This window comes from Streptomyces sp. NPDC001970, assembly GCF_053594115.1.
The window spans coordinates 1-24143 of sequence record NZ_JBSFDW010000016.1; the positions used below are offsets into that span (position 1 = coordinate 1).

At 72.0% G+C, this 24143-nt stretch carries 23 protein-coding genes, 1 tRNA gene and 1 pseudogene; 13 read left to right on the top strand and 12 right to left on the bottom strand.

All coding sequences use genetic code 11. The features are described 5' to 3' along the window. From ACWCP0_RS20120 to ACWCP0_RS20135, 4 genes are all read left to right on the top strand, one after another. Nucleotides 1-195 (top strand): SDR family oxidoreductase (locus ACWCP0_RS20120; protein WP_451080155.1); only part of this gene is annotated, 195 nt, incomplete at its 5' end. A gap of 216 nt (nucleotides 196-411) precedes the next feature. After that, nucleotides 412-888, top strand: coding sequence for a MarR family winged helix-turn-helix transcriptional regulator (locus ACWCP0_RS20125; RefSeq protein ID WP_451080156.1), 477 nt, complete (start codon nucleotides 412-414; stop codon nucleotides 886-888). Nucleotides 889-1554: 666 nt separating this feature from the next. Continuing rightward, complete coding sequence (locus ACWCP0_RS20130) at nucleotides 1555-2115, top strand: NADPH-dependent FMN reductase (RefSeq protein WP_451080157.1); 561 nt, start codon at nucleotides 1555-1557, stop codon at nucleotides 2113-2115. Nucleotides 2116-2444: 329 nt separating this feature from the next. Next, nucleotides 2445-2816, top strand: a complete 372-nt coding sequence (locus ACWCP0_RS20135; protein WP_451080158.1) for a DoxX family protein — start codon at nucleotides 2445-2447, stop codon at nucleotides 2814-2816. Nucleotides 2817-3011: 195 nt separating this feature from the next. On the opposite strand, the gene ACWCP0_RS20140 is transcribed toward ACWCP0_RS20135, so the two are convergent. Then, the gene (locus ACWCP0_RS20140) at nucleotides 3012-3488 is read right to left on the bottom strand and encodes a MarR family winged helix-turn-helix transcriptional regulator (RefSeq protein ID WP_451080159.1); all 477 of its coding nucleotides are present in this window, start codon (nucleotides 3486-3488) and stop codon (nucleotides 3012-3014) included. Between the two features lie 145 nt (nucleotides 3489-3633). On the opposite strand from ACWCP0_RS20140, the gene ACWCP0_RS20145 reads away from it, so the two are divergent. Continuing rightward, on the top strand, nucleotides 3634-4455 hold the full coding sequence (locus ACWCP0_RS20145; RefSeq protein ID WP_451080298.1) for an SDR family NAD(P)-dependent oxidoreductase: 822 nt from the start codon (nucleotides 3634-3636) through the stop codon (nucleotides 4453-4455). 248 nt (nucleotides 4456-4703) lie between these two features. On the opposite strand, the gene ACWCP0_RS20150 is transcribed toward ACWCP0_RS20145, so the two are convergent. The 4 genes from ACWCP0_RS20150 to ACWCP0_RS20165 form a co-directional block, all read right to left on the bottom strand. Further along, nucleotides 4704-5231, bottom strand: coding sequence for a nucleoside-triphosphatase (locus tag ACWCP0_RS20150; protein WP_451080160.1), 528 nt, complete (start codon nucleotides 5229-5231; stop codon nucleotides 4704-4706). 51 nt (nucleotides 5232-5282) lie between these two features. Further along, nucleotides 5283-6377: a baeRF2 domain-containing protein gene (locus ACWCP0_RS20155; RefSeq protein ID WP_451080161.1), complete on the bottom strand. Its 1095-nt coding sequence runs from the start codon at nucleotides 6375-6377 to the stop codon at nucleotides 5283-5285. Between the two features lie 297 nt (nucleotides 6378-6674). Continuing rightward, nucleotides 6675-9677, bottom strand: coding sequence for an AAA family ATPase (locus ACWCP0_RS20160; protein ID WP_451080162.1), 3003 nt, complete (start codon nucleotides 9675-9677; stop codon nucleotides 6675-6677). Between the two features lie 231 nt (nucleotides 9678-9908). Beyond that, complete coding sequence (locus ACWCP0_RS20165) at nucleotides 9909-11603, bottom strand: S8 family peptidase (RefSeq protein WP_451080299.1); 1695 nt, start codon at nucleotides 11601-11603, stop codon at nucleotides 9909-9911. 663 nt (nucleotides 11604-12266) lie between these two features. Between ACWCP0_RS20165 and ACWCP0_RS20170 the strand changes: the two genes are divergently transcribed. Further along, nucleotides 12267-12674 carry a DoxX family protein gene (locus ACWCP0_RS20170; RefSeq protein ID WP_451080163.1) on the top strand — a complete coding sequence of 136 codons (408 nt, stop codon included), beginning with the start codon at nucleotides 12267-12269 and terminating at the stop codon, nucleotides 12672-12674. 6 nt (nucleotides 12675-12680) lie between these two features. On the opposite strand, the gene ACWCP0_RS20175 is transcribed toward ACWCP0_RS20170, so the two are convergent. Continuing rightward, nucleotides 12681-13652: a winged helix-turn-helix domain-containing protein gene (locus ACWCP0_RS20175; protein WP_451080164.1), complete on the bottom strand. Its 972-nt coding sequence runs from the start codon at nucleotides 13650-13652 to the stop codon at nucleotides 12681-12683. Between the two features lie 60 nt (nucleotides 13653-13712). Here ACWCP0_RS20175 and ACWCP0_RS20180 point away from each other — a divergent pair, with 60 nt between their 5' ends. After that, nucleotides 13713-14951 carry an MFS transporter gene (locus tag ACWCP0_RS20180; RefSeq protein ID WP_451080165.1) on the top strand — a complete coding sequence of 413 codons (1239 nt, stop codon included), beginning with the start codon at nucleotides 13713-13715 and terminating at the stop codon, nucleotides 14949-14951. Nucleotides 14952-15039: 88 nt separating this feature from the next. Here the strand turns inward: ACWCP0_RS20180 and ACWCP0_RS20185 are convergent, their stop codons facing one another. The 3 genes from ACWCP0_RS20185 to ACWCP0_RS20195 all read right to left on the bottom strand — a co-directional run bounded on the left by ACWCP0_RS20185 (nucleotide 15040) and on the right by ACWCP0_RS20195 (nucleotide 17356). Beyond that, on the bottom strand, nucleotides 15040-16293 hold the full coding sequence (locus ACWCP0_RS20185; RefSeq protein WP_451080300.1) for an RNA polymerase sigma factor: 1254 nt from the start codon (nucleotides 16291-16293) through the stop codon (nucleotides 15040-15042). A 94-nt stretch (nucleotides 16294-16387) separates the two neighbouring features. Continuing rightward, nucleotides 16388-16792, bottom strand: coding sequence for a YciI family protein (locus ACWCP0_RS20190; RefSeq protein ID WP_351227384.1), 405 nt, complete (start codon nucleotides 16790-16792; stop codon nucleotides 16388-16390). 132 nt (nucleotides 16793-16924) lie between these two features. Beyond that, nucleotides 16925-17356, bottom strand: a complete 432-nt coding sequence (locus ACWCP0_RS20195) for an SRPBCC domain-containing protein (RefSeq protein WP_451080166.1) — start codon at nucleotides 17354-17356, stop codon at nucleotides 16925-16927. A gap of 335 nt (nucleotides 17357-17691) precedes the next feature. Between ACWCP0_RS20195 and ACWCP0_RS20200 the strand changes: the two are divergent. After that, nucleotides 17692-18006: pseudogene (locus ACWCP0_RS20200) on the top strand (LUD domain-containing protein); the annotation flags it as partial. On the opposite strand, the gene ACWCP0_RS20205 reads toward ACWCP0_RS20200, so the two are convergent. After that, on the bottom strand, nucleotides 17996-18484 hold the full coding sequence (locus tag ACWCP0_RS20205) for a DUF309 domain-containing protein (protein ID WP_451080167.1): 489 nt from the start codon (nucleotides 18482-18484) through the stop codon (nucleotides 17996-17998). The pseudogene ACWCP0_RS20200 and the gene ACWCP0_RS20205 sit on opposite strands and share 11 nt — an antisense overlap. 219 nt (nucleotides 18485-18703) lie before the next feature. Between ACWCP0_RS20205 and ACWCP0_RS20210 the strand changes: the two genes are divergently transcribed. The 5 genes from ACWCP0_RS20210 to ACWCP0_RS20230 all read left to right on the top strand — a co-directional run bounded on the left by ACWCP0_RS20210 (nucleotide 18704) and on the right by ACWCP0_RS20230 (nucleotide 22508). Continuing rightward, a tRNA-Pro gene (locus tag ACWCP0_RS20210) sits at nucleotides 18704-18777 on the top strand. A 326-nt stretch (nucleotides 18778-19103) separates the two neighbouring features. Then, nucleotides 19104-19628, top strand: coding sequence for a hypothetical protein (locus ACWCP0_RS20215; RefSeq protein WP_451080168.1), 525 nt, complete (start codon nucleotides 19104-19106; stop codon nucleotides 19626-19628). Nucleotides 19629-19805: 177 nt separating this feature from the next. Beyond that, nucleotides 19806-20456, top strand: coding sequence for a TetR/AcrR family transcriptional regulator (locus ACWCP0_RS20220; protein ID WP_451080169.1), 651 nt, complete (start codon nucleotides 19806-19808; stop codon nucleotides 20454-20456). Then, nucleotides 20446-22113, top strand: a complete 1668-nt coding sequence (locus ACWCP0_RS20225; protein WP_451080170.1) for an acyl-CoA dehydrogenase family protein — start codon at nucleotides 20446-20448, stop codon at nucleotides 22111-22113. The genes ACWCP0_RS20220 and ACWCP0_RS20225 overlap by 11 nt, the downstream gene beginning before the upstream one ends. Before the next feature lie 101 nt (nucleotides 22114-22214). Further along, complete coding sequence (locus tag ACWCP0_RS20230; RefSeq protein ID WP_451080171.1) at nucleotides 22215-22508, top strand: DUF1876 domain-containing protein; 294 nt, start codon at nucleotides 22215-22217, stop codon at nucleotides 22506-22508. Between the two features lie 52 nt (nucleotides 22509-22560). On the opposite strand, the gene ACWCP0_RS20235 is transcribed toward ACWCP0_RS20230, so the two are convergent. Continuing rightward, nucleotides 22561-23007 carry a Crp/Fnr family transcriptional regulator gene (locus tag ACWCP0_RS20235; RefSeq protein ID WP_451080172.1) on the bottom strand — a complete coding sequence of 149 codons (447 nt, stop codon included), beginning with the start codon at nucleotides 23005-23007 and terminating at the stop codon, nucleotides 22561-22563. A 135-nt stretch (nucleotides 23008-23142) separates the two neighbouring features. Further along, complete coding sequence (locus ACWCP0_RS20240; RefSeq protein ID WP_451080173.1) at nucleotides 23143-24039, bottom strand: LysR family transcriptional regulator; 897 nt, start codon at nucleotides 24037-24039, stop codon at nucleotides 23143-23145. Nucleotides 24040-24143: the final 104 nt, after the last annotated feature.

Consider the following 24143-nt stretch of genomic DNA (forward strand, 5'->3'; position numbering starts at 1 on the left):
AACGCCGTCGCCCTGGGCACCATCAAGACACCCATGCACCCCCAGGAGCACCACGCCGCCCTCGCCGCCCTCCACCCCGTCGGCCGCATGGGCGAGATCAGCGACATCGTCGACGCGGTCGTCTACCTCGAGAACGCCCCCTTCGTCACCGGCGAGATCCTCCACGTCGACGGCGGCCAGATCGCCGGCCACTGAGCCGCAGGCCACCCGTCACCGTGCCGCTCGACATGCAGGGACCGATGTGTCGGACCGTCGGTGCCGGACGCCGCGCTCGTGGCCGGTCCGGTCCGTACCGGTCCGCGGGAGGGGCGGCCCTCCGGCGCCCCCGAGGTCCGGGTGGTATGTGCAGAAATAGTTGCGTCGTCAAGGATGGATCGGCTCCTTGTTTTGTCAAGGAGCTAAAGTGTGGGCATGCCGTCAAAAGAGCAGCCCCTTCAGCCGATGAGCCCGAGCGAGGAAGCGTTCGTGCGGGCGCTGGCCCGGGTGCTGCTCGCGCTACCGCGCGTGGTGGATGCCGACATGACCCGCGGTGCGGGGCTGCCGCTGTCCGAGTACACGCCCCTTATGCACCTGTCCGAGGCTCCACAGCAGCAGATGCGAATGAGTGAACTCGCCTCGGTCTGCAACCTCTCGCTCAGCGGTATGACCCGCGTCGTCATCCGGCTCGAGCGGCAAGGCTGGGCCCGGCGCACCAAGTGCGCCGAAGACGGGCGTGGCTGGAACGCCGTACTGACCGAGTCCGGGCTTGCCCGCCTGGAACAGGCCTGGCCGACCCATCTGGCCAGCGTGCGACGGCACCTCCTCGACCATTTCGGCGGTCAAGACCTCACTCGGCTCACCGCCACCCTCCAGCGGGTCGCCGCCTCCGACCAGGCGGACCACGCCTGATTCCTGACGGGTCCGGTCGGGGTGCGGGTCTTTCTCCGGTCCGGGGCGGCCTGTGAGGCCGGGCGCTGATCGGCGCCCGGGGAATCGTGTCGCCCGTGGCGCGCCGGTGAGTGTCGACCTGAGCGGCGCCTGCCCGTGAAGTGCGACGTGTGGCGTTTCACGCCCGTCCGCATCACTGCCCCGTTCGGTGCGCAGCCTCGCAGTCGCACCGCTCGACCTGTCGGCGGTCGAACGCCGGCCTCGCGACGGCATTCGCGTCAACGCCCCACCGGCTCGGCCCTCGCTGTCCAGGCCGCCGCGGCGCGGCCGAGTGCGCCCTCGACCTGCACGGGGCGGCCCGCCTGTCGGCAGGTTTCCCTCGAGGCTCCCCTCGGCATGCTCGCCGCCGCCAGGGCCGCCGCCTGACCGCACCGCCGCATGCGCTCGCCCGCCACGACGCGAGGGCCTGGCCTGGCGCCGCGCCGTCGGCCCGGCCGGCGGCGCGGACCGCACACGGAAGAGCCGTCACCGCCTGGCTGTGGCTGCGGGAACTGCATGGCCGATCTTTGGGTAACGCGAGCGGCTCCTTGACGCGTCAAGGAGATTCGTGTGTACTTCACCCGGCAAGTTTCTACTTGACGAGGCAACTACATGTTCAAGCTGTTCAAGAGGCACGGAGGAACACCCATGACCAGGATCGGCATCATCCTCGGAAGCACGCGCCCCGGACGTAACGGAGAGGCCGTCGCCCGCTGGGTGCACGAGGTGGCCGCCCAGCGCACCGACGCGGAGTTCGAAATCGTCGACCTGCTGGACTACAAGCTCCCGCTGCTCGACGAGCCCGCCCCGGCGGCGATGGGTCAGTACAGCCAGCCGCACACTCACGAGTGGGCCGCAAAGATCGCCTCCTTCGACGGCTTCGTGATCGTGACGCCCGAGTACAACCACTCGGTGCCCGGCGCGCTGAAGAACGCCATCGACTTCCTCTGCGCCGAGTGGATCAACAAGGCCGTCGGGTTCGTCAGCTACGGCTCGGTCGGCGGCACCCGCGCCGTGGAGCACCTCCGCCTGATCGCCGGCGAACTCCAGATGGCCGACGTGCGGTCCCAGGTCGCCCTCTCCCTCTTCACCGACTTCGAGAACTTCAGCGTCTTCAAGCCCATCGACGCACAGCGCGACGCCCTCACGAGCACGCTGGACCAGGTCGTCGCCTGGAGCAACGCGCTCTCCCCCCTGCGCGCCAACTGACGCCGCGCCACCCACCAGAGGCGGAGCGGCTCGCACCACCGTCGACCGTCCACCGGCCGAAACGGTCGAACCGCAAGGCCCCATGGAGCCTTCATGCGGCGGAAGCCGACGTGAGCGGGCACCGACATCGCCGTCCCGCGACCTCCGTTGCTGTGCACGCGACCTCCGTTGCTGTGCAGCCGAAGAACGCTGGACGGCCACCGTGCGCGTGACGCCCCCTGGTTCAGCCACTCCGTGGGCTTCGCCCTGCCTCCGGTGGCGGCACCGCGCACCCATCCCGGCAACATGTCACTGATGCGACGCCGCGTCGCAGGAAGCACAGGACGAGAGTGAACACATTCCTCTGGATTCTCCAAGGGCTGGTTGCGGCCGTCTTCGCCATGGCCGGCCTGATGAAAGCAACCCAGCCCAAGGAGAAACTCGCGGCGAGTCAGCCCTGGGCCGAGGATGTCTCGCCCAGCGCGATCAAGTCCATCGGCATCGTGGAGCTCCTCGGCGCGGTGGGGCTGATACTGCCCGCCGCCCTCGGCAGCGCCACGTTCCTGACGCCGTTGGCTGCCACGGGCCTGGCCGTCGTCATGATCTTCGCCGCCGGCGCCCACGCTCGCCGCAAGGAATACGGCAACATCGTTGTGAACGTCGTGCTGCTCGCCATGACCGCGGTCGTGGCCTGGGGCCGCTTCGGTCCTTACGACTTCTGACCCCGTCTGTCGGGATCGCCGCGCCCGAAGTAGGTCGTCGTTGTTTCCCCTCGGCGCGAGGCGGTAACAGTGCGGCACCGAACCTCTCCGTCCGCCTCGCACCCGACGGCGAACGCGGGGGGGCGAACGAACACAGTCGATGGCCAGGGGCCGCGCCGGAGTGATCCGGCCCGGCCCCTGGCCTGTTTCCGCTCCTCAGCCAGAGCCTTCCGTGCTCTCCTTGGCGGCCTTGAGCTTCCGCCACACCGTGCCGAGCGCCTCGAGGTCCTGCTGGTCGAGGAGGTCGGTGAAGACCGGGGCCAGGCACTCCCGTCGCGTGGCGTCGGCCTCGGCGAAGAGGCGGTGGCCCTTCGGTGTGAGCGCGACCTCGACGGAGCGGGCGTCGCGGGGCGACGGGGTCCGGGTGGCCAGGCCACGGCTCTGGAGGGCGTCGACGACGCGGGAGACCTGGCTGCGGCTGAGCATGGTGCTGTTGCCGAGCACGGAGGCCGGAACAGGGTCCGGGCTGCCGGCGAGCCACAGCATGACCTCGAACCAGGAGACCGGCAGGTCGTGGGCCTTGCTGAGGGCGCGGTCGACGCGCTCGGTGAGGGTCGTGCCGGCCCAGACCAGGCCGTAGAAGGCGTAGTCGGCGGCGGGCATCTCCGCCTGGGTGAGCTTCCTTTTCGGCATGCTCCGATCTTACGGGTTGCGTGCGCACGCACATAATGCTTAAGGTGTGTGTACACGCACTGAATCGCCCCGGCTGTGCGGCGATTCACCCACGGAGAACCCCCGACGAAAGGCCCACCATGTCCTCCACGCCTCCAAGGTCGTTCTGATCACCGGCACCTCCTCCGGCATCGGCCTCGCCGCCGCCGTCGCCGCGGCGCAGGCGGGCTGGCACACCGTCGCGACCCTGCGCGACACCGGCCGCGCCGACGCACTGCGCAAGGCCGCCGCCGAGGCCGGGGTCGAACTCGACATACGGCAGCTCGACGTCACCGACGAGGCGTCCGTCGCCGCAGCGGTCGACGGCGTGATCACCGACCTCGGCCGCCTCGACGCCGTGGTCAACAATGCGGGCGCCGGACACGTCGGCACCCTGGAGAACGACACCGTCGACGAGGTCCGCACGGTCATGGAGACCAACTTCTTCGGCGTGCTCCACGTCTCCAAGGCCGCCCTTCCGCACCTGCGTGCCTCCGGCGGCCGGCTGATCACCGTCACCAGCGTCGGCGGCGTCGTCGGTCAGCCCTTCAACGAGGCTTACTGCGCGGCGAAGTTCGCTGTCGAGGGCTACATGGAGAGCCTGGCCCCCGTCGCCGCCACGCTCGGCGTGAGCGTCTCCCTCGTCGAGCCGGGCGCCGTGGCCACGGAGTTCGTCAACAACATCGGGATCGACGTCGAGGCCGAGATCGCCGCCGCCGGACCCTACGCCGCCGCGCTGCACCACTACGCCAACCGCACCGTCGCGCAGTTCCTCAGCGGCGCGCAGACTCCGGCCGAGGCAGCCGAGGCCGTGCTGGAGGCGCTCACCGCGGACCGCCCGGCGCTGCGTATCCAGACGTCCGACTGGGCACGCGGCTTCACCGGCACCAAGCTCGCCGACCTGGACGGCTCGGCCGTGCTCGGCATCACCGGAGCCTGGGTCCGCTGACCGCGGCGGAGCCCGTACACGCCGGCGCCAGGGGCCGTACCGGATCGCCCGATACGGCCCCTGGCACCGGGACGGGCCCTAGATCCGTAGTTCGCAGGTCCCTCGTTCGTGAAGATCGAGCGGTCGCAGCCGGTCAAGTAGCGGTCGACTTGGGTGCGCACGTATCCCTGTCGGCTCGACAGCGGCCGGGAACGGACAACGATCATGCGTCGAGCCGTCACCAACGGGTGACCTGCGAAGTCCGGGCCCTAGATGTCCAGCCGTGCCGCCAACTGCTCGGGCAGCACGTCCCGATTCTCCACAGTGACCTGGACCAGTTCGATGCCGGCAGTCCGCTTCAGGGCATCGGTGAACGGGTCGTGGTGAGCGTGCACGGTGGCGACGACATCGATGCCGGCCGTGAACAGACTCCCGACAGCCTCCCGGAACGCTGGGCTGGACAGCTCCATCCGGCCCAGCTCGTCGATGAGCACAAGATCCCCCGGCGCCGGGTCCCGGGACACGGGCGCCAGCGCCGACACCGCCAGCTCGTCCATGACGCGCGGATCGACGCCGTACCGCCCGACGCGCGGCGGCCCGGGGAAGCCGACATGTGCGAGCACGGCCCGCCGGCCGTCCAGCGTCTCCAGCGCGAAACCCACCCGGGCGGCGCCCTGACGGATCTCCTCCGTGGTGAAACCGACGAGCGCACGGGTGCGCAGCAGCGCGGTCAGCCGCCGCACGGCGGTCGTCTTGCCCACACCCGGGCGCCCTTCGAGCAGGATCCTCGTCGGCATCTCGTCCTCCGCTCCGTTCGCGTCGGCCGCCCACGTCTCCCCGGACGGGGCTCATCGCGTCCCCGCATCCGTGTACCGGAGCAGCGCCCCCACGCCGTCCCGCAGCCGCAGCGCGCTCTCCGGTACGACGACCAGCTCGGCGGCCGTGGCCACCAGGGACCGGACCAGCGCCTCGTCGGCCGGTTCCTCGCGGGGTGCCCGTACCCCGAAGGACGTGAGCTCCGCCTCGGTGAGGGCGACCTGGGTGGGGCGCGGACCGACCCAGAGCAGCCGCCGGGACCCGGTGTGCGGATTGAGCAGAAGGGCGGTGACCTGGCCGCGCTGGAGCGCGGCGACGGCGGCTGCCAGGCCCTCGGCCGTGGCGCCGTCCCGTGCCCGCCGGGCGACGAAGATCTCCACGAGTGCACGGTCGTGCTCGGCCATGCGCCCGCGGAAGACGTCCTCGAGCTGCGCCTCCAGCAGAGCGCGTCCGGTGTCCGTCGGCGTAGGGCCGCCCACGCGCACCACCCGGGTCCGCAGCCTCTCCGGCAGCCGGCGGACCAGGACGCTGCACGCCCATTTGTCCCCGCCGACCACGACCGCGTCCGCGCCCTCGTGCCGTGCCCGTGCGTCCAGCTCGTGGCCGAGCCGGGCCGCGGCGTCGTGCCACTGCGCGACCGGGACCCGCCGACGTCGCCGCTCACCGGGGGCGACGCTGGACACGGGCCAGGTCCCGCCCTCGACGGCCACGGTCACCGTGCCTTCGGTTCCGGCGGTCGGGAGTCCGCCGTAGTGCACCACCACCGCGAGATAGGGGATCTCCGGCAGGTGCTGCACCACGAGGGGCATCGCGTCGGGAAGCATGCCGTAGCGCGCGGAGTCGTGCGCGGGCGGCGCCGGCAGCTCACCGTCCAGCACCAGCGCCCCGTCCGCTGTGAAGATCGCCTGCCCGTGCATGCCGGGCAGCTCCGCATCCGCGCCCACCACCCGCTCCGCGGCGGTGATGGACGCCCGGTCCGCGCCCTGCCGTGCCAGCTCGTCGCGCAGGCGGCGCCAGCGCAGCGCGATGGCCCGCTCCGGATCCTCGATGTCGCGCGAGGTGTCCAGATACACGGAGGTGAACGGGCCGGGCTCCGCGTAGAGAGGCTGCAGGAACGACAACCTCATCGCCCCTCCTCGTCGCTCGTCTCCTCCGTCTCCTCACTTCGATGATGCGCGCGCTCGGGCGCTGGAGGGCAGGAGAGGCCGCCGGCGGACGGCGCGGTGAGCCCGGCCGGCGCCGGCGGAAGCTCCTATAGATCGTGATGGGACCTTTGGCCGGGCTCCTATGAAGTCGCAGACGCCCGACCGGCCACGCGCCGAGCGGCACCGCCCGGAAGGCCGACGAATCCACCGAAGGACAACCGGAGCGTCAGTCAGGCGAGGAGTCAGACCGCCGGGCGATGCCATCGTCAATCCTCACTGTCAGGCGTTCAGTGCGGCGGCCAGCTGGGCGCGCGAACGGACGTCCAGCTTCTGGTAGATGCGGGTCAGCCTGGCCTCGACCGTCTTCACGCTCAGATACAGCTTGGCCGCCGCCTCCTGGTTGCTGGCTCCCTGGCCCACCAGCTGGGCGAGGCGCAGCTCCGCCTCCGTGAGGGCGGAGAGGGCGCCACCGCGGGCCGACGGGGCGGGGTCCGGAGCCCCTGCCGGAGTCTCCTTGGCGAGCCCCAGCCAGGGCGCCGCGCCCGCCCGTTCGAAGATCACGGCCGCGGCCTGCAGCGCGTTCTGCGAAGCGGACCGCCGACGGCGGCGGCGCTCCACGCGGGCGAGCGCCACCAGCGCCCGGCCGCGCTCCAGCGGCAGGCCCGCGGCGCCGAAGGCCTCGGCGGTGTCCGTCAGCAGTCCGGCCGCCCCGTCGGGCTTTCCGCTCGCCGCCAGATACAGCGCGTACGCCCGGTCGCAGCCGAGCAGGACGGTCCTGCGGCCGAGGCGTTCCGCGACCGGACGGACATCCGCGATCAGGGCCGCGGCCTCCTCCGGGGCGTCGTTCGCGAGCAGCGCCTCGGCCAGCTCCTCGTGCCAGCGGAGCATGGAGGGGTCGACGGTCGCCTGGGCCCGTTCGCCGGACTGGACCCGGCGCAGGGTGTCCAGGGCGTTCGTCACGTCACCCATGACGAGCTGAACGCGGCCGAGTGCATACAGGCTGCGGGAGAGGAAGACGTGGTCGCCCTCCTCCTCGGAGGCCTGGACGCTGCGCCGTGCATAGCTGGCGGCGCGCGCGAAGCTGCCGCCCGCGGTCTCGGCGAGGGCCAGCGCGTACCAGGCGGGGCCGGGGGAGAGGCCCGCCTCCAGGGTCAGGGCGAGCGACCGTCCGGCGTGCGCGAGGACCGCCGCGCACTGGCCCTGCCGGGCCTCGACCTCCGCGAGCGTACGGAACAGCTCGATCGCGTCCTCGACCGGACCGCGCCGCTCGACCAGCGGCAGCAGGGCGCCCAGCTGTTCGCGCGCGTCGGAGAGACGGTCGTCGAAGAGCGCGTGACGGATCGTCAGTATCTGGGCGGCATTGCGGACTCCGAGCGGACGCTCGACCATCTCGAGGGCCCGCGCCTCGGCGAGCACCCGCTCGGCGTCCGGCGAGCCCAGGACCCGTTCCATGCGCGCCTGGACGGTCAGCGCCCGCGTCGCCGTCATCCGGTCGCCGACCGACGCGGCGAGCGCCGCCGACTCGACGGCGGCGGCCCGGGAGCGTACCGGGTCGCCGTCGGCGAGTACGTGCTTCACCGCGAGCCGGAGCTGGACGGCCGCCCGCAGCGCCGTGTCGCCCTCCGAGTCCTCCATGGCGTGCACATAGATCTCGTCGAGTCCCGTCAGCCCCTGACCTGCCGTGTCCAGCACCGCGAGGCGCGCCCGCACCCGGTCGGCCGGTGACGCGTCACGCGCGAGGAGATCCGTCGCGGCGCGCATCGCCAGGTCGGCGCGGGCCGCACGCGCGGCTTCCTCGGCGGCGTCGACGAGCCGTGCGATCCGCTGCGCACCCTGGCGGCCGGGTGTGGACTCGGCGGCAAGCAGGGCGAGTTCGGCGGCCAGCGCGCTGTTGCCGCGGCGGCGGGCGGTGTCGGCGGCCGCCCCGACCTCGGCGGCCAGCCGCTCGTCCGGGACATCGGTGGCGAGCGCCCGGTGCCGTACCTCCTCCACGGGGTCGTCGACGACCCGGGCGAGCGCCGCGTGCCCTTCGCTGCGCTGGATCCAGCAGGCGTCGTGCACGAGCGTCGATGGCAGGAGGCCGGCCGTGAAGGCCACCGTCCCGTCCTCGGTGAGTGAGATCAGCCCGGCTCGCTCGGCGGTCGCGAGATCGGCCTCGGCGGTGGGCCGGCCTGCGCGGCGGATCAGTGACGCGGTCGGGCGCAGGGCCAGTGCGGCGAGCAGCAGTGTGGTGCGCACCGAGGGCGATGCGGCGCCGAGCAACTGCCGTGCGAGATCGCGGGCACGGCCCGACAGGGACAGCGCCTCGGCGTGGTGCACGGGCGTGCGGGCGTCGGCGAGGGAGCGGCCGACCGCGAGCGCGAGGCGCGGATTGCCGCCGCTGGCCCGGTGGATCCGGCCGGCCATCCGGGACGGAAGCCGGTGGTGGATGAGGAGTTCGGCGATCTCGTCGGCCTGCAGCGGCGGAACGTTGAGGACGTCCGCCTCGGACGGCACCCACAGGGGCTCGGGGCCGTCGGGGCCGTCGGCGGTGTGCGTGCCGGGTCCGTCTGCCTTCGGCCCGTGCGCCGTCGGTCGGTACGTCGTCGGTCCGTGCGCCGTCGGTCCGTGCGTCGCCGGGGTCTCGACGGCGACGACCCGCAGTGTCGGCGGCGCGAGATGCAGCGCGAACCTCAGCAGATCGGCGCTGTCGGCGTCCATGTGCTGGACGCCGTCGACGACGAGCAGGGCGGCTCCGCGGGCGGTGAGCGCGCGCAGGATCTGCGCGAGGGCCAGCCGCAGCGCGATGGGGTCCCAGCCGCCTTCGGGAACGGGCGCCTCGCGGCACAGCATGGCCACGGCGGTGCGCTGGGGGCCGGGCAGCCCGTCGAGAACGTCGTACGGGCCGGACGGCCCACCGGACGGTGCCGGACCGGGGCTCCCGGATCCGCCCACGGCGCCGGGCCGCCACGTGCTGCCCGAACCGCCGGGTCCTGCGGGCGTGTCCGCACCGGGGGAGACGCCCGGGCGGCCCGCCTCCGGCCACGGCCAGGTGACGCACGAGCGGACGGCGGCCACCAGCGCGGCCGCCACCGCGCCCGGTATGGACCGGTCGGTGGGGAGCGTGGCGAGCCAGAGGACGGTGTCGCCGCGGGACTCCGCGCGGGCCGCCGTGGCGAGGGCGAGCTCCGTCTTGCCGACGCCTGCGGGGCCCGTGAGAAGGGCGCGCCCGCGCGTGTGCAGGACCCCTTCGAGACGGGCGAGCAGGTCGGCCCGGCCGACCGGCGCTGGGGGTCCCCCCACGCCCGCAGGGCGTAGGGGGAGGTAATCCGCCGACGTCACGTGCCCACCACCACCTTCCGGCGTGCGCGGGCCCCCTGCCCGTTCGAGCAGAGGATACGAAGCGTTTCGCTGCAGTCCAGGCCCCTGGTCCGGCATACGGACAGGTCTGGACCGGAGCGGCGGCGGGGCGCGCCCGCGGCATGTGCCCGCGAACGCGCCCCTGACCAGCGATGATTCCGATGTGCGGCCGTCTCAGAAGGTGAGACTCCAGGTGTCGATGTAGCCGGTGTCACCCGATGCCACATCGCGGACCTGCAGCTTCCACGTGCCGTTGGCGACCTCGCTGGACGCGTCGACCGTGTACGTCGCGAGGACGTTGTCGGCGCTGTCCGAGCCGGAGGCGGCCTTCAGGTTGCGGACGGTCCCGTCCGGGGCGATCAGGTCGATCACCAGGTCGCCGCGCCAGGTGTGCTTGATGTCCACGTCGACCTTGAGGGCGGCGGGGGCGTTGCCGGTGCGGCCGGTGACGGCGATCGAGGACGAAACGGTGGCGAGGTCGCCGATCGTGACATTCGTCCCGTTGGTGAACGTCGCACCGCCGGGGGTGGTGCCGGTGGCGGCGTTCACGGTCTTCGTCGCATCGGCGACACCGGCGCCGCAGCCACCGGTGCAGGTGCCGGGCAGCGGCCGGGCGTTGGCCTTGATCGCCGACTCGATCTCGGCCGGGGTCAGCGCCGGCTTGGCAGACTCCAGCAGCGCGGCGAGACCGGCGATGTGCGGAGCGGCCATCGAAGTGCCCTGGTAGGGCTTGTAGTTCTCGGTCGACTGGGTGGTCGCACCGGAGTTCAGCGTGGAGAGGATGCCGTTCTCGGGGGTGGTGACGGTGCCGGGCGTGTCGGTCGCGCGGCGGGTCTCACCGCCGGGCGCGGCGACATCGACGATGCTGCCGAAGTTCGAGTAGAAGGAACGGTTGCCCTCGCGGCTGGTCGACGCCACGTTGATGATGTTGGCGCAGTTGGCGGGGGTGAAGCCGGACGCGTTGGCGTTGCTGTTGCCCGCCGCGACGACGACCGTCGTACCGCGGGAGACCGCGCCGTTGATGGCGTTCTGGTAGACGCTCGGGCAGGTGGAACTGGCGCCGCCGAGGCTGAGGTTGATGACCTTGGCCGGGTTCGCGTTCGCCGGGACGCCCGGGACGCTGCCGCCGGACGCCCAGGTGATCGCGTCGGCGATGTCGGCCGACGAACCGCCGCACTTGCCGAGCACGCGGACCGGCTGGATCTTCGCGTTGTACGCGATGCCCGCGACGCCCTTGCTGTTGTGGGCCGTCGCCGCGACGGTGCCCGCGACGTGCGTGCCGTGCCAGGAGGAGTTGCTCGCCTTGGAGCCGGTGCCGCACTCGCCGTCGGTGGCGTTCCAGTCGCCCTCGTCCTTGGCGTCGGCGTCACGGCCGCTGCCGTCACGGGCGTCCGCCGAGCTGGAGATGAAGTCGTAGCCGGAGACGACATTGCCCGACAGATCCGAGTGGGCGGCGTAGCCGGTGTCGATGACCGCGACGGTGACGCCGCTGCCGGTGGTCTTGTCCCAGGCGCCCGGGACGTTCATGCCGCCGGTGGCCTCGAAGAGGTCCCACTGCTTGGTGTACTCGGTGTCGTTCGGGGTGACCGCCATCGCGTAGGCACGGATGTCGGGCTCCACGGAAGCCACCGAGGGGTCGGCGCGGAAGGCGTCCATGACCTCGGTGAGGTCCTTCTTGGACGCTTCGCCCCCGAGGTCGACGAGGGCGGAGCCGCCGGCGAGGCGGCGCTCGAAGGACAGGCTCTCGCCGGTCTCGGTGCCCTTGGCCGCGGCGTCGCTCTTCGCCGCCGCGTTGGAACTGGCCTCCGCCGTCGTGGACTTGTAGGTGACGATGACCTTCTCGACGGGTGCGGCCGGGAGGGTGTTCATCGACTGCGAAGCCGGGGCGGGCTTCGGGGAGGGGCCCGCCGGGGCGGCGGCGAGCGCCACGGCGGAGGTGGCGGCGACACCGATGATCGTGGCGGTCGCGGCCACGACGGATATGAGTCTCCGTCCGGAACCGTTCAAGGTGTTCCCTTTCAAGACGCTGCGGAGCGCGGACGGGTGGCGCGGGAACCGTGGTGCGGTGTGGGGGTGCGATCCACGGTTCCCCGGGCCGGGTCGCCCGCGCGCCGCCGCCGGCGCGACGGCCCCTGGTCAAGAGCCGTCACCGGACGAAACCCAGTGTTTACATGCACCTGACAGCTACGCGTCAGGGTCTGGGAACCGCCGGTGCGGCAGACAGTAGGGAAAGGCGAGATGAACCCGATACGGGGAAAACCCTTGTCGCCGCGAGGGAGGTCCCAAGGGCCGGTGCCGCCGGTGCCCTGCGGCCATCGCCCCAAGTCCCGGTCGGTTGGCGGGGTGTCGGACGAACCCGGCACGTGCGGGGAGCCTGCCGGGAGCGTCGGTGGCGGATCGCCCTTCGCGGCCGCGTCTGGGCCGGGTGTCGGGCTGCCGGGGTGCCTGGGTCCGAGTGCCGAGGTTGCGCGGGGTGGGAGAATGAAATCGCGACAATCACTCCGATTCCGGGAGGTCGCGATGGATGTCCTGGTGCTGATTGGACGCATTCTCTTCGTACTGGTGTTCCTTCCTTCGGGTGTGCAGCACCTCATGCAGAGCAAGGCCATGGGTGCCTACGCCGCCGCAAAGGGCGTCCCCGCCCCGGTCGCGGCCACGGTGACCAGCGGACTGGTGCTCCTGGCCGGAGGGCTGAGCGTCCTGCTCGGCATCTGGGCGGACCTGGGGTCACTGCTGCTGGCTGTCTTCTGCATCCCGGCTGCCGTCGTCATGCACGGCTTCTGGAAGGAGAGCGACCCCGGGGCGCGTCAGACGGAGCAGATCATGTTCCTGAAGGATGTGTCGCTGGGCGGCGCCGCGCTCATGCTGCTCGCGTTCTTCTCGTACGTCGGTCACGACCTCGGCCTGATGCTGACCGGCCCGCTCTTCCACATCGGCTGACCCGGCTCAGGGCTTCGTCCCGGCCTGTACGAGGACCTCGCCGGCGGCGGTCCGGTAGTACAGCACCGACCGCCCGGCGCGTCGCCGCCGGATCAGCCCGGCCTCGTACAGCACCTTGAGGTGGCGGCCCACCGACCCCAGCCCCTGCCCGGTCAGCGCCACCAACTGCGTCGTGCTCTTCGGCGTGCCGAGGAGCACGAGGACTCCCGCCCGGGCGGGCCCGAGCAGCCGGCCCAGCGAATCGGGCACCGGCGCCGCCTCCGGCTCGGCCGGCTCACCCGAGCACGGGTACACCACCGCGTACCGGTGCGGCAGATCCCAGGCGACCCATCCGGTGCGCGGAGTTACCGGAACGAACAGCAGGTCCGCCGCGGAGATCTCGCGCGGCGGATAGTCCTGCGTGTTGACCTGCAGGCGGCCCTCACCGAGCCAGCGCATTCCCTGGCGCATGCCGGCCAGCGCGGCGGCCCAGCCGCCCTGGCTCAACTGCCCGGTCCGCGCGACGACATCGGCCTCGATGATCCGCCGACGCCGCGGCCAGTACGGCAGCACGGCGTCCGACCAGACCCACTCCACCAGCTCCGCCGCGCGCCAGGAGAGATCGGAGCGGTGCAGCAGGCGGGGGAGCGGGCCGCCCAGCGACACCTCCAGATCAGCCCGGACGCGCGCGGCGGACGCGTCGCGTATCCGCGCCAGCTCCTCCTCGAACGCCGGCTCGCCGTCGCCCGTCGGCGCCGGTGTGAGGAAGTCCGCGAACCAGCGCCGTCCGAGAGCCACGCGCACGAGCGGCGCGGTGACCGGGTCGGCCGCCAACCGCTCGCGGTACGCGGGCAGATGAGCGTCGAGCCAGAGCCGCTCGCCCGGATGCGCGGCCGTGCCCCGTTCCAGGGCGATCAGGCTCGCCATGGCTTCGGCCAGCGGGGAGAGGGCGAAGCGGCTGCCCGCCAGCGTGTCCGCGCTGATCCGCCACCACCCCATCGTTTCGCCTCCCCGCGAAACAGTGACGCCCACGCGCCCACGGCACCGAGACTCCCCGGCATGCGCACCTACCGAGAGCTCTTCCGGGCCCCCGAGTACACCCCGCTCTTCCTGAACACCACCGCACAGATCGCGGCCTCGACGGTGAGCGGTCTGGCCGTCGGGACGCTCGTCCACGCGGCGACCGGCTCGCCCCTCCTGTCCGCCCTGGCCATGTTCGGTCCGTCGCTCGCCCAGGTGATCGGTGCGACGACGCTGCTCTCGGCGGCCGACCGGCTGCCCCCGCGCGCCGTGCTGTGCGCGATGCCGCTCGTCTCCGGGCTCGTCATGGCGGCCATGGCCGTGCCAGGAGTGCCTGTGTGGGCCGTCTTCGCGATCCTCTTCGGCCTCGGGACCATCGCGGCCCTCGGTGGCGGTGTGCGAGGCGGTCTCCTCAACGAGATCCTCACGACGGACGGCTATCTGCTCGGCCGCTCCGTCCTCAACATGTCCGTCGGCGCGATGCAGATCTGCGGATCCGTGACCGGCGGTGTGCTTGTCACCGTGCTCTCGCCGCGCGGCACGCTGCTCGCGGGAGCGGCTCTGTACGTCGCCGCCGCGGCCGTCGCCCGGTTCGGTCTCGCGCAGCGGCCGCCGAGGGCCGCAGGGCGGCCGTCGGTCACCGAGACCTGGCGGAACAACGCGCAGCTGTGGTCGTCCACGCCGCGCCGCTACGTCTACCTCGCCCTCTGGGTGCCCAACGGGCTGATCGTCGGTTGCGAGGCCCTCTTCGTCCCGTACGCGCCCACGCACGCCGGGCTCCTCTTTGCGGCGGCTGCGCTGGGCATGCTCATCGGGGACACGGCGGTCGGACGGTTCGTGCCCCGCCGGTGGCGGGAGCGGCTCGGTGCCCCGCTGCGTCTGCTGCTCGCCGTCCCGTATCTGCTCTTCGCCCTGCGGCCGGGGCTGCCGCTCGCGATGGCGGTCGTGGTGCTCGCCTCGGTCGGCTATGCGGCGAGCCTGCTGCTCCAGGAGCGTCTGATGGCGCTGACCCCGGGGGAGGTGAGCGGGCATGCCCTCGGGCTGCACACCTCCGGCATGCTCGCCATGCAGGGGGTCGGTGCCGCGATCGCGGGTGCCGTTGCCCAGTTCACGTCGCCCGCGACGGCGATGACGGTGATGGCCCTGGCGTCGGTCGCGGTCACGCTGGCCCTGGCGCCGGGGTTGCGTGCCGATGACCCCGACCCAACCGACCCAACCGACCCAACCGACCGAACGGACCGAACGGACCGAACGGACCGAACGGGCCAATCGGTCTGATCGGACCGATCCGACCGCCCGGGTCGATCCGTTCGAACCCGCTGACGCCTCGGACGCCGAGGACGCGGCCGTTCGGCCGGCGGTCCCGTCAGTGACCCGGTCCGCTGAGCCGGGCGGCCCGTATCGTCAGATGGTGCCGCTCCGGCAGGCTCGGCGTACGGCTCGCGGCTGCGCGGTAGTTCTTGACGGCCGCCTCGCGTTCGCCTGACATCTCGAGAAGGTGTGCCCGCACCACATAGAGGCGGTGATGGCCCGTCAGCCGGGCGTCGGCCTCGAGCGCGTCCAGGAGGCGCAGACCTGCCTCGGGGCCATGGACCATGGCTGCCGCGACCACGCGGTTGAGCGAGTAGAACGGATTGTCGGAGAGCTGCTCCAGCACCCCGTAGAGCGCCAGGATCTGCGGCCAGTCGGTCTCCTCCACCGTCCTCGCCTCGTCGTGCACGGCGGCGACGGCGGCCTGCACCTGATAGGGGCCGAGCCGGCCTCTGGGCAGGGCATCGGTGATCAGCGCGACACCCTCGGCGATGGCCTCGGCGTCCCACAGACTCCGGTCCTGCTCGGCGAGCGGCACCAGCTCGCCGCCCGGTCCTGTGCGCGCCGTGCTCCTGGCGTGGGTGAGCAGCATCAGCGCCAGCAGCCCGGCGACCTCGCTTTCCTTGGGCAGTAGCCGGTGCAGCGCCCTGGCCAGCCGGATCGCCTCCACGGACAGCTCGACACGTTGCAGCTCCCGGCCGGCGCCGGCCGCGTACCCCTCGTTGAAGACGAGGTAGAGAACGTGCAGGACCGCGTCCAGACGGCGCTGCCGGTCGTCCTCGTCCGGCATCCGGAAGGGCACGCCGGACGACGTGATCCGCTGCTTGGCACGGCTGATCCGCTGCGCCATCGTGGCGTCCGGCACCATGAACGCCCGCGCGATCTCGGTCGTCGTGAGCCCGCCCACCGATCGCAGGGTGAGCGCGATCGCCGCCGACGGTGTGAGTGCGGGGTGACAGCACATGAAGAGCAGAGTGAGGGTGTCGTCCTCATCGGTACTGTCGTCGCTGTCCGCCGCGGGAGCGATCAGCCGGTCCGCGGGCTCCCGCCGTACGGCGAGGTCCTCCCGGCGCCGCCGGGCCTGCTCGCTGCGCACCTGCTCGGTCATCCGCCGGCTCGCGACCTGGATCAGCCAGCCCCGCGGATTGCGGGGCAGACCTTCCTGGGGCCACTGCACGGCGGCGGCCAGCAGCGCTTCCTGTACGGCGTCCTCGGCGGCGTCGAAATCCCCGAACCGCCGCGTGAGCACGCCGACGACCTGCGGCGCCAGCTCGCGCAGCAGGTCCTCGGCGATCCGGTCGGCTTCCATGGCCCCGGTGGCCTGCCCAGCTCCCGTGTCTTCCACAGTGCCCACTGCTCCCATGGCTCCGACGCGGCTCAAGAGACTCCGGGGTCAGTGTCGCTCACAGCTCCTGGGGTGGTGCGGACATCACCTGACGCACCTCGATCGGCATGTTCAGCGGGGCCCCGCCGGGCCCCGGCGCCGCCGAGACGAACGCGGCCAACTCGACCGCCCGTTCCGGAGTCTCGCAGTCCACGATCCAGTACCCGGCCAGGAACTCCTTGGTCTCCGGGAACGGCCCCTCGGTCACCACGGGCGCGCCGCCCTCGGCCCCGGCCCGTACGATCTTGGCGACCTCCGGCATGGCCAGGCCCTGGCCGTCGACGAGCTCACCGGCCTCGGCGATCTTCGTGGTGGCGTCCTTCATGAACGCGATGTGCGCCTGGACCTCCTCCGGCGTCCATGTGTCGATCCGCGGGAAGTCGACGGTCGCCTCGCTGAACTGCATCAGCAGCATGTACTTCATGGTCCGCTCCCTGTCCTGTGGGGCGCCCTCATGGCGCTCTCACGGGTAGGTAGAAGCACGCGCCGCGTTTTCGACATCCCGGCGGGCCTTTTCGGCAAGATTTTTCCGGACGGCGGATCCGGGCGCTTCCGGTCAGTCTCCTCGCGGGAAGGTCAACGGCTCACCCGTCTCGATCAGGCTCTTCAGACTGGACAGCCGCATCGGCCAGCCCGGTTTCACGATTTTGAGGAGCTCGCCATCGGGGTCCAGCCCTCCGTGCACCACATTCAGATGGGTGACCTCGCCCATGGGGTCGAGGTCGAAGGACACGACGGACGGCCGGCCTCCGTTCAGGTCCGGCTCGTCGGTCTGGCGCCAGTCGTAGGACAGATGCTGCCCGGGCACCGCCTGCTGCACGCTGCCCTCGCCGTCCGGCGACCGGGTGGTGAGCGGGGAGCCCGGCTGCCAGTCGGTGCGGAAGGTCATCCCGAGGCGCCAGCGCGGAACCATCGCCGGATCGGTCAGCGCGTTCCAGACCTGCTGGGGCGTGGCGCGAACGTACACGTCAAAGTCAAGGCTCGTCATCGAGACTCCAGCGGCGGCCCGGGATCATCGGCGCCCAGCGTGCCACGGGGACGCGGGCAGGCGCTCCTCCCCGCGCGGGACATGCCGAAGCGATCACGCGACCAGGGGCCGGGCTGTGTGGGGGCGCCCTTCCTCCGGTGCGCCGCCTCGGACACCATGGCCGACCCGTCCAGGCTCGACCTGACATCGCGGGCCAGGGCTTCCCGCACATCCCACCCGCCACCTCACCCTCGCCGGGCACCGAACTGCCCACCGGAGCCACGGTCTTCGTGGCGTCGGATCCACGACCGCGCCCCTCCACCCCCTCCCCCCAGGAACTCGGCGCCGTCGACAGCGTCGACAGCGTCGACAGCGTCGCCACGGGCAGGGCGATCGCCATCGCCGATACCGGTCCCCGGTGCGCACGATCGTCCTGGACGGCGGCGCCGGCCAGGGGCGACGCCGGATCACCCTCGTCCCCGACCACCACGTCCGCGGCGTACGACCAGGAGCAGGTCGTCGCCTCCGTGCCGCAGGCGCTGCCCAGGTCGGCCGTCGACCGCCCGCCGACCTGGATCTCCGGGCCGTCAGCCACCAGCGACATCGAAGTCAACCGCGTCGAGGGCGTGCACGGCCCGCGGACGCTGGAGGGCGGGCTCGTCACCGGCTGACGCGCAGCCGCGGCGCCCGTTCCGCCGCCGTGACCACGGCAGTGTCCCGCCGCAGCTCATCGGCCAGCGCGCCTGCCCAACGGGTGAGCCCGACCACGTCGATTCCGTACGGCATGGCCGCGGCGTACGACGCGATGGACTCCGCGCCGCGCACCAGCAGCGCCGCGCCGCCCGCCGCGTTGCCGCGGGCGGCGTGTGTCAGCCCCACCGCGAGCTGTGCAAGACCACGCCACAGCCCACGCTCCGCCTCCGGGCCGGACTTCCAGGCGTCCTCCAGCACCTCGTGCGCATGGAACGGCTTGCCTGCGTCCAGCAGCCGCTGGGCCTCCACGAGCGTCTCGTCCGGGGTCCGGACCACGCCCTCGGGCTGCCGCTCCACGCCCTTCTCCCCGTACGGGAGAGGTCGCCCCAGCCCGTCACGCGGGCGCGCGCTGCGTGCCCTGCCCTCGACGTCGCGGTCCCTCGGAGTCCTGTTCACGCCCCGATTGTCACTCGCCCGACGGGGCCTGTCAGACCCGCTTCCGTCGCCCGCTCGAACCGACGGCGTCCCTGCCGGGGATGACACAGAGTCAGGCCGCCGCTTCCCGACACGCCCTGACGTGCCGCGACGAGGAGGCCCGCGCGTCCATCCTCACCGTGGAGTGAGGTAATGTTTTCCTGCGCGCACGGCGGGGCCCAGCCCCGACGGTCCGCGCATCGGGACGTGGCGCAGCTTGGTAGCGCACTTGACTGGGGGTCAAGGGGTCGCAGGTTCAAATCCTGTCGTCCCGACTTGCGAAGTCGCAGGTCAGGGGTTGTGTCGGAGCATCCGATGCGGCCCCTTGACCTTTTTGGGGCGGTGGAGTCACGGCATGCTTCGCGCCGTGAGCACGCTGTAGCGCCCATGGGGAATGAACGCCCCATGGGTGAACGCCCCATTGGTTGAGAATCCTCGACCGGGATCCCTCCGGCCCAATTCCCTTCTGTGGTGCGGCGCCCCTCCCCTCCTCTCGTTGACATCGCGCCAAGGGAAGAGCAGGGTGGAAATAGTCTAAAAGTGTGATTTGCACCCGATTGCTCGGAGGTGCATGGAAATGCGTCGCAGGATAGTTGCCGCAATGTCCGCAGCAGCCGCAGGGCTGGCCATCGGCGTGATGCCCGTCGGCGGAGCTCAAGCCTCAACGAGTGACTTCAGGGACGACTACAGGTGCTCCGAGTGGTTCTACAGCGGCTGGGACTACCGCGACTACCGCTACTACTGCGGTGACTACGGCGGCTACTACGACGACCGTGGCTACTACGGCTACTACGACGACCGCGGTTACTACGGCTACTACGACGACCGCGGTTACTACGGCTACTACGACGACCGTGGTTACTACGGCTACTACGACGACCGCGGCTACTACGACGACAACGGCCGCGGCTACTACGACGACAACGGCCGCGGTGGCGACGGCGACAACGGCCGCGGTGGCGACGGCTACGGCGACAACGGCCGTGGTGGCGACGGCGGCGATCGCGGGGGTGGCGGCGGTGACGGTGGCGGTCGCGGGGGTGGCGGCGGCGGTGACGGTGGCGGTCGCGGTGGAGGCGGGGGTGACGGCGGCGGTGGCGGCGGCGGTCGCGGTGGAGGCCGGTGAGCGCTGAACGGTGAGGCCGCGCGTCAGGCCACGGGCCCGGATCTTTCCGGGCCCGTGGCCTGTGACGAGCCGTCGGGGCCCTTCGCCGGTGAACGGTCGGGTGGGCGGTCCGGTGCGGTCAGGGGCGAAAGGCCGGCGAGCCTGGCGTGAAGGGATGAACGGTGGTTCACTTCTTCCATGGCCTATCGCAAGACCCCCGCGGTCCAGGACCGGCTGACCGCCGCCCGTGACCGGCTCGTGGACGAGGCGATCACCGTCGTCGCCGAAGTGGGCTGGGCGCAGGCATCCGTGACCGCGGTGGCCGCGGCAGCCGGCATGTCGGTCGGCTCGGTCTACCAGCACTTCCCGTCGAAGGCGGCGCTCGCCGTCGAGGTGTTCCGCCGCGCCGCCGGGCGGGAGGCCGACGTGCTCGGTGAGGTGCTGCGCGACGGCGACGGCGATCCGGTCGAGCGGCTCGCGCACGGCGTGACCGTCTTCGCGCGACGCGCCCTGGAGAGCCGGGGCGTGGCGTACGCCCTGCTCGCCGCGCCGTCGGAGCCCGCCGTCGAGACCGAGCGGCTGGAGTTCCGGCGGCGCTATCGCGGCATGTTCGCCGAGGTGGTCCGGGAGGGCATCGCCGCCGGGCTGCTCCCCGAGCAGGACCCGGAGGTCACCGCGGCGGCGCTCACCGGCGCCATCGGCGAGGTGCTGGTCGATCCGCTGTCCGGGCCCGCCGAGGGCTCCGACGGCGACCGTCTGGTCGCCGAGCTCGCCGCCATGTCCCTGCGCTGCGCGGGCGCCCTGCCCGCCGCGCCGCCCCGTGAGTTGGAGGACTCCGATGCGCAGTGATCCCGTACGCACCCACGAGGTGACCAACCAGGTGCCGCCCCTCGCGGAACACGACGTGGCGGACGACCCAGTGCTGCTGGAGGGTGTACGGAACGAGGGCGCCGAGTGGTACGAGGAGGACCTGCACCGCCTGGGGCGGCTCGCCGGCTCGGAGGAGGCGCGACGCTGGGGCGACGAGGCCAACCGGTACGAGCCGGTGCTGCGCACCCATGACCGGTACGGCAACCGCATCGACGAGGTCGACTTCCACCCCTCCTACCACGCGCTCATGGACGTGGCCATCCGCGAAGGCCTGGGCGGCACACCCTGGACGGAGGACAAGCCCGGCGCCCATGTCGCGCGCGCGGCCGGACTGATGGTGTGGGGTTTCACCGATCAAAGTCATCTGTGCCCGGTGTCCATGACCTACGCCGTCGTCCCGGCCCTGCGGCACGCCCCGGAGCTGGCGGCCGCGTACGAGCCGTTGCTCACCGGCCGGGTGTACGACCCGGGGCTGCGCGCCCCCGAGGACAAGCGGGGACTGCTGGCCGGAATGGGCATGACCGAGAAGCAGGGCGGCTCGGACGTGCGCGCCAACACCACGGTCGCCGTCCCGCAGCCGGACGGCACCTGGCGGCTGCGCGGCCACAAATGGTTCACGAGTGCGCCGATGAACGACCTGTTCCTCGTCCTCGCCCAGGCTTCCCCCTCCCAGGGGCCAGGCGGCCTGTCGTGCTTCCTCGTGCCCCGCGTCCTCCCGGACGGCAGCCGCAACACCTTCCGGATCCAGCGCCTCAAGGACAAGCTCGGCAACCGTGGAAACGCCAGCAGCGAGCCGGAGTTCGACGACACCGTGGCATGGCTGGTCGGACCCGAGGGGCGCGGAGTCAGGACCATCATCGAGATGGTCACCATGACCCGGCTGGACTGCATCCTCAGCTCCGCCTCCGGCATGCGGACCGCGCTCACGCACGCCGCCCACCATGTGCGCCACCGCTCGGCGTTCGGCGCGACACTCCTCGACCAGCCCCTGATGCGCAATGTCATCGCCGATCTCGGCATCGAGTCCGAGGCCGCGACGACACTGGCGCTGCGCGTCGCGGGCGCGGTCGACCGGGCGCAGCGTGGCGACGACCAGGAGCGGAGCTTCCTGCGCCTGGCCACGGCCGTCGCCAAGTACTGGGTGTGCAAGCGCCAGCCGGCGATGGTCGCGGAGGCGCTGGAGTGCCTGGGCGGCAACGGCTACGTCGAGGAGTCCGGCATGCCGAGGCTCTACCGGGACGCACCGCTCAACGGCATCTGGGAGGGTTCGGGCAATGTCGGAGCCCTGGACGTCCTGCGCGCGCTGACGCGCGAGCCGGAGTCACTGGAGGCCTTCGGCGCCGAGATCACGGCCGCCGCCGGGGCGGACTCCCGGCTCGACGGCGCCTGGCGGCGGCTCCGCGACGAGCTGCGGCCGGGCGAGGACGCGGAGCTGCGCGCCCGGTGGCTCGTCGAGCGGATGGCGCTGGTGCTCCAGGGCTCGCTCCTCGTCCGCCACGCCCCGGCCGCCGTCGCCGACACGTTCTGCGCCTCCCGGCTTGGCGGGGACCAGGGGCTCGCCTTCGGGACGCTGCCGACGGGGGCCGACCGGGCGGGGATCATCGCCCGCGTCCCCGGCGCGGGCTCCGGAGCCTGAGACGGCTCGGGACGCGGACGGCGCCGCGCGGAGGGATCCTGAAGACAGGACCCCGCGCGGCGCCGCAAGGCCTGCACGGGGAGCGGGTGAGGAGGTACGCCATGACGCGGACGCTGGAGTGGCAGGTCGGCGTGGTCCTCGTCGAGGAGGACGGTACGACCAGGGCCAGGGCCGTCCTGGACACCGGCACCACGACCTACACCGGCCAGGGCGTTGCCCGGTGCAACCCCCAGGACGTGGACGTCCCGGAGATCGGCGACGAACTCGCGGCGAGCCGTGCCATGAAGGACCTCGCGACCCAGCTGATGCGGGTCGCGAACCGCGACCTCGAGAGTGTCGGGGGCGGACCGGAGGACGGGCTCGTCCCGTACGGCTGGCCCGAGGCCGCGACGTAGAGCCGGTCCGGGCCGCCGAGCAGCGGTCGCAGAGGGCGGCGCACCGCAGAGATCAGAGCGTGGAGCCGCTGCCGTGCGGCGCGTAGAGATCCAGCAGACGGACACGCGTCGCATGGAGCCGGTGTGCGAGCACTCTGCCGACCCACTGCCCGATCGCCGAACCGAGCCTCGGGTCGGCGTCCATCATCATGCGTACGGTCAGTGCGTCGAACTCCTGTGCACGGACCGGCGTCATCGCCTCCGCGCTCAACTGCCACACGTACGGCGGGAACAGCCATGACCAGCCCACGAGTTCACCGAAGCCGAGGTTCTCGATCACGGCCGGGCGCCGTTCCGGCAGCGGCATGTGGAGGGTGACCGTGCCGGACCTGATGATCCAGAAGTGGTCGGCCCGATGGCCCTCCTCGAAGACCGTGGCACCCTCGGGAAACTTGACCTCTTCGGCGATCTCCAGCAGCCGGGCGCAATGCTCGGCCGAGAGGGCGGCTGTCATACGCATGGAAGAATTCATCAGGGGGCCTCCGTTCCGCGCGCCGGCTCATCTCAAGAGTCGCACGGCGGAACGCGGTGTGCGGTGCTCGGGACCGGCCGGAGAAGGTGCCCGCACCACCTTCCGCTGACGTTCCCCCCGGCGCTACGTGGCGGCGGCCGCCGCGTCCCTGAGCGCGTCGAGCAGGACGCGCAGCGCGGGCTCGGCCGGCGCCGAATCCCGTACGGCCGCGTGGATGACCCGCACCGGCTCCGGTCGCCGCACCTTGCGCACGACCACGCCGGGATGGGGGTTCCGCAGCCCGATCAGCGGGATCAGGCTGATGCCGAGACCGGCCGCTACGAACCCCTGCGCCGTGGCGTAGTCCTCGCTGTCCACGACGAACCCCGGGCCGAAACCGGCGGCGGAGCATGCGTCGAGCACGGTGTCGAGACAGGGCCCCGGCCACTCGCTGCCCACCCAGGGCTCATCGGCGAGATCGGCGAGGTCGAGCGTGCGCTTCGCGGCGAGCGGATGGCCCTTGGGCAGGACGGCACGGTACGGATCGTCCAGCAGATGCTCCAGCCGCACGCCGTCGACGGACCGGTCGTGCGCGCGGACGACGAGCGCCACATCGGCCCGGCCCTCCTTGACCTCCGGCAGGGGGTCGTCGGGGTCGATCAGCTTCAGGTCGACCTGCACGCCCGGGTGGTCGCGGCGCAGCCGGGCGAGCGCGGGCGCCACGAGCGGTGCACCGGCCGTGGCGAAGTAACGGACGGACAGCCGGCCCGTACGCCCCTCGCGCAAATCGGCCAGCGCCGTCTCCGCCTCGGCGACCTGCCGGCTGATCAAGGCGGCGTGCTCGGTGAGCAGCAGCCCGGCCGTGGTGGGCCGGACGCCCCGGCCCACCCGTTCGAGCAACGCCATGCCCGCTTCCTTCTCCAGGGCCGCCACCTGCTGGCTGACGGCGGACGGCGTGTACCCCAGGCGGGTGGCCGCCGCCGTCACCGAGCCACTGGTGACGACAGCCCGCAGAACCTGCATCCGTCTCACATTGAGCATGTAGTACAGGTTAATCGTCCATGCAGAACATTTCACTTGTCCTGTCGAATCTGATGCGTGACCGTTGCCCTGAGGACGCGACGGGCATCGGCGTGCATCAGCGG